Raw genomic sequence first — 4,084 nt, forward strand, 5'->3', positions numbered from 1 at the left:
TGCGGCCCGCGTTATGGGTGAATCTGTAATCGGGAATTTTCTCAGCCGGAATCCGACGCCCGGCTTTCCGATGCATCCACGCCCCCGACATTCCGGGATGATATTTACGGTGGCTATCCCGTCAAGAATGATTATTACGGCGGTTTAACTACCCCTTGTCAGGCAATGAAATGAGGAAGCTCCTTTGAGGAATTTCTTTGCTGCGGACTTGGCTTTGCCGGAAAAGATCTCAAAGCCTTCACGAGCGTGATAAAACATCGTGCCTGAAAACGAATGTAAACACGAAATGGAAAAATTCAGGCATCTGATGCGTCCGGCAAAAATCAGCGAAAAATGATTACATGCCTCCGAGTTCTTGTTACCATGAAAACAAGGGGTTGGGAGGCGCTTATGATAGTAACGGACGGTCCATTTTTCTCAGGGTTGCTGGTAGTTTTTTGTCTGATTGTGCTGTTTTTATTTTGTGCTGGTGTGCTGATAAGCAGATGGCTTGGTTTAGAAGGTACGCAATTTCAAATGGTGGGGCCACTGATTGTTTTTTGTGCATTGTGGTGGATCATCAGATACCGCAGAAGAAAAAAGAATTGAAAGATATAAAAACCATGATTATGACTATGATTAGTTATGCAGAAAGCGCCTCTTAATGGCGCTTTTTACTGTAGTGACGACAGAAATGAACAATGCAGCTCTCAATGTTTGCGCCTGCTCCCGACATCAGGAATCCTTTTATACCCTGAGTTCGCAACATATCACTGCCTTATAATGTCCGGAAAAGACATTCCAAGGTTAGGGAAAGTCATTTGCAAAGGGCGATCTAAATGAGGCAAGGTCGGAGCCCCGTACCGAACCCAGATTTCCATCAACTCTGCTTATCCCTTAACCAATAGCAGTAACCGCAGGAGACACCATGACACCCGAAAGATTGAGCAGGGCAGTAAAAGCTCTTAAATTTAACTCTGCTCTTCGGAATAGTGTTTTCGGGAGAATCAGAAGATCCCTGATAGCTGTCTTTCTGGCTCTGCCCCTCCTTTTCTGCGGAATTTCGAGCCCTGCCGCCGTGCTGGACTGCACCGTAGCCCGGGTGCTGGACGGGGACACCCTGGACTGCGACAACCGGCGCGGGCGATATCGCATCAGACTCCGCAGCATTGACGCTCCCGAAAAGTCTCAGCCCTGGGGCCGGGCCTCCGGCAAAAACCTCAGGAGGCATGTCCTCGGAAAACCCGTCCGCATCGATATCCCGGGGCAGGATCGCTACGGCCGGTATCTCGGCACTGTGTACCTCCGGGGCGTCAACATCAACGGACTTCAGGTGCGGGAAGGGATGGCCTGGGCCTATCGCCGCTATCTGGACAGTCAGGATTATCTGCGCTGGGAGGATCTGGCTCGTTCTGAAAAGCGCGGCCTCTGGCAGGATCCCCATCCCGTTTATCCCTCAGATTACCGGAGAGCCCGGAGAAGGGGGATAACCCGCCCTTATGCCTTTCCCCGCTAATATGCCTTCCTGCGATAATTTGCTTTCTCCTGATAAGAGAAGAAGAGGCAGAAAAATGCGGCGAAAAAAATTCGTCAGAGAAATAAAAAGCACAAGGCCGATCCGGGATGGGAAATAATGAAGAAATGAACCGGGATTGACAAAAGCCGGCGGGACTGGGACGGCCAGAGATCCGGCTCATTTAAAAGGTATCAGGAGATTCCCCGAACCTCAGGAACGCAGGGCGGCCTCTTCAGCAGAGCTCCGGGATTTCAGGAGATGCTTGTTTTCATACATTGTCCGGTCAGCGCGGCCGAATACCGCAGTAACGCAGTCATCGGTTTCCGGGTTAAACCTGGCAATGCCGCAGGCGATAACAATACCGCCGGACTTCAGGGCCTCTTCATTATGATCGGACACCATCTTCGCCAGTTCATCGACCCTTTCATATTCAGATCCCCTTATCAGCACCGCAAACTCGTCGCCGCCGATGCGGTACACCGGACAGCGCTTGAAGATCTCGCAGATGATGCGGCAGGCATTACGGAGATACTGATCCCCTGCCTGATGGCCCTGGTTATCGTTAATGGCTTTAAGATCGTTGAGATCCAGAAGAGCCACGGCAAAGGGCGGAGCATGACGCACCCGGATCTGCAGATTCAGCGTGCGTTCTTCTTCCATATAGGCGTGCTTGCTCTTCACTCCGGTAAGGGCATCCACATTGGCCTGACTGAGAGCCTGAGTGAGGCGCCTTGCGTAATCCTCCTCCTGCCGCACCTGGAAGTCCACATCGCTGATTCCCACAATCAGGCTGCGGACATTGTTTTCCGTAATGGCGGCAGCGCGGAGCTGCACATAGGTAGGTCTTCCGGCCATGGACATGCGGAAGCTCAGGGCGTAAATGCCGCCGCTTTCCAGCTCTGCCATGACGTTTTCCCGGGTGAACAGGGAGATAAAGCGGTTAATGTCTTCCGGATAGACGTTGTTCTTGGTAATCTCCCGGGCGGTCTCGAAGAAGTTGCTGCCGTTTTCAGGCAGGGACAGCGCTTCATAGCCCGAGGTGATGCTGAGCGCCCGGTAGGTTCCGGTCTCGGGATTCACGATGTAAACGCAGAGATAATCCCCGGTAAGCGCGTTAAGGCGGGCATAGGCAGTATGTTCCTCCCGCATCTTTTCCGCCGCGAGTCTTTGCTTCATCTGATCGTCAATGTCGGAAACCCCGATAACGATATAGCTGTTATCGTCCTTGACCCGGGAAACCCGCATGGTCACATACACCGGTTTTCCGTTAACAAGGCGGCGGTAGGTCATGACAAAGAGCCCGTTTTTGTCCAGAGCATCCATGAGGGTGTTCCGATCCATGGCATCCGCAAAGGCATCGATGTCATCGGGATAGACATTGGTGACGGCTTCGGGGCGGCAGTGATCGAAGAAGTTCGTGTCGGATCTTACCTCCTCCAGCATGCCGCTTTCGGCATCGGCCCGGTATTCCGTGAAGTTGCCGTTTTCCGTATTGACGTAAAAAAGATCGGTGTAGCCCCGGGAGAGAGCCTGGGCGATATGGTTGTAGACCAAGCTGATCACCCGGGCCTTTTCATAAGCCTTGCGGGTTTCGATGTTTTCCCGCTGAATGCGCACCATGTCCGTAACGTCCTGACAGGTGCCCGCAATGCAGAAGCGGCCGGAGTAATCAAGATACTTCTTCTTGGTGGTCTGGTACTGCCGGATGTTGCCCTGGGGATCGGGAAGGTGCTCGTAGAAGATATACGGGCCTTCCATGGAGAAGGCTATTCTGTCGTCCTCGGCGAACTGATCTGCCGTTTTTTGCTCAAAAAGCTGCGCCGCCGTATGTCCGATGACCTCCTGCGGAGATCCCAGACCGGCAAACAGCGCAAATTCCCGGTTGCAGGCAATGTATTTCCCGGTGGCGGCATCCTTGGTGAAGGCCCGGCCGGGGAAATTGTCCATAAGGGAGGAGACTATCTGATCCATCCGGCGTTTCTTTTCTGATTCCAGAAGCTCCAGACGGTATTCCTCCTTTTCATCGGTGATGACAAAGGTATGGATAATGCAGATGCCCAGCATGTAGGCGATGGTGTAGAGAGGGAGATAGGGGAACCACAGCTGCACGGTAAGAAAAATCGTCATGACAATCCCGAAAAACGCCAGGGTGCGGCCGCGGCGTCTTCTGGAGGAATGATTTTTGGTTACGGCCTGATAAATGGCATAGCAGGAAATCAGAAACAGGAAAACTATCTGCACCCACAGCATCACATGCCGAAGCAGTAAGGGCTCGTAGACAGCGGCGGCATCCACGGTGAACAGCACCGGAACGAATACATTGACTGCCGCAAGCCCGATGATGGTTGCGGCGATGGCATGTCCGGCATAAATCAGAGAGCGGCCGCAGTTATTGCCTTCCATGAGGTAAATGACGGTATACTGCGCCCAGAAAAACACGCCTGCCGCCATGGCCGCATAGTAGACCGTGGTATCGGCAAACAGGAGAAACGCCAGCTTCTTAGCTTCCAGAAAGCCCCAGAGAATATCGGTGACGTAATAGATAAGCACCGCAATGAGAAATCTGCGATAGACAAGCCACGCCGACTT

Annotated in this window: 3 protein-coding genes; 2 read left to right on the forward strand and 1 reads right to left on the reverse strand. The window is 52.7% G+C overall.

What is annotated here, in order from left to right; all coding sequences use genetic code 11:
• Positions 1 to 390: 390 nt before the first annotated feature.
• Together ACJROR_RS14140 and ACJROR_RS14145 are read left to right on the forward strand one after the other, a co-directional pair.
• Complete coding sequence (locus ACJROR_RS14140; protein WP_406037316.1) at positions 391 to 588, forward strand: hypothetical protein; 198 nt, start codon at positions 391 to 393, stop codon at positions 586 to 588.
• A gap of 319 nt (positions 589 to 907) precedes the next feature.
• Positions 908 to 1,495, forward strand: a complete 588-nt coding sequence (locus tag ACJROR_RS14145) for a thermonuclease family protein (protein WP_406037318.1) — start codon at positions 908 to 910, stop codon at positions 1,493 to 1,495.
• Positions 1,496 to 1,705: 210 nt separating this feature from the next.
• Here the strand turns inward: ACJROR_RS14145 and ACJROR_RS14150 are convergent.
• The coding region (locus ACJROR_RS14150) for a diguanylate cyclase domain-containing protein (protein ID WP_406547666.1) at positions 1,706 to 4,084 on the reverse strand (2,379 nt) is incomplete at its 5' end.

It is taken from the genome of Succinimonas sp. (assembly GCF_045225735.1).
GTDB lineage: Bacteria > Pseudomonadota > Gammaproteobacteria > Enterobacterales > Succinivibrionaceae > Succinimonas.

What these genes read in the sequence shown, in the direction of transcription:
- ACJROR_RS14140 (WP_406037316.1), top strand. Translation starts at nt 391, where the DNA reads ATGATAGTAACGGACGGTCCATTTTTCTCAGGGTTGCTGGTAGTTTTT.
- ACJROR_RS14145 (WP_406037318.1), top strand. Translation starts at nt 908, where the DNA reads ATGACACCCGAAAGATTGAGCAGGGCAGTAAAAGCTCTTAAATTTAAC.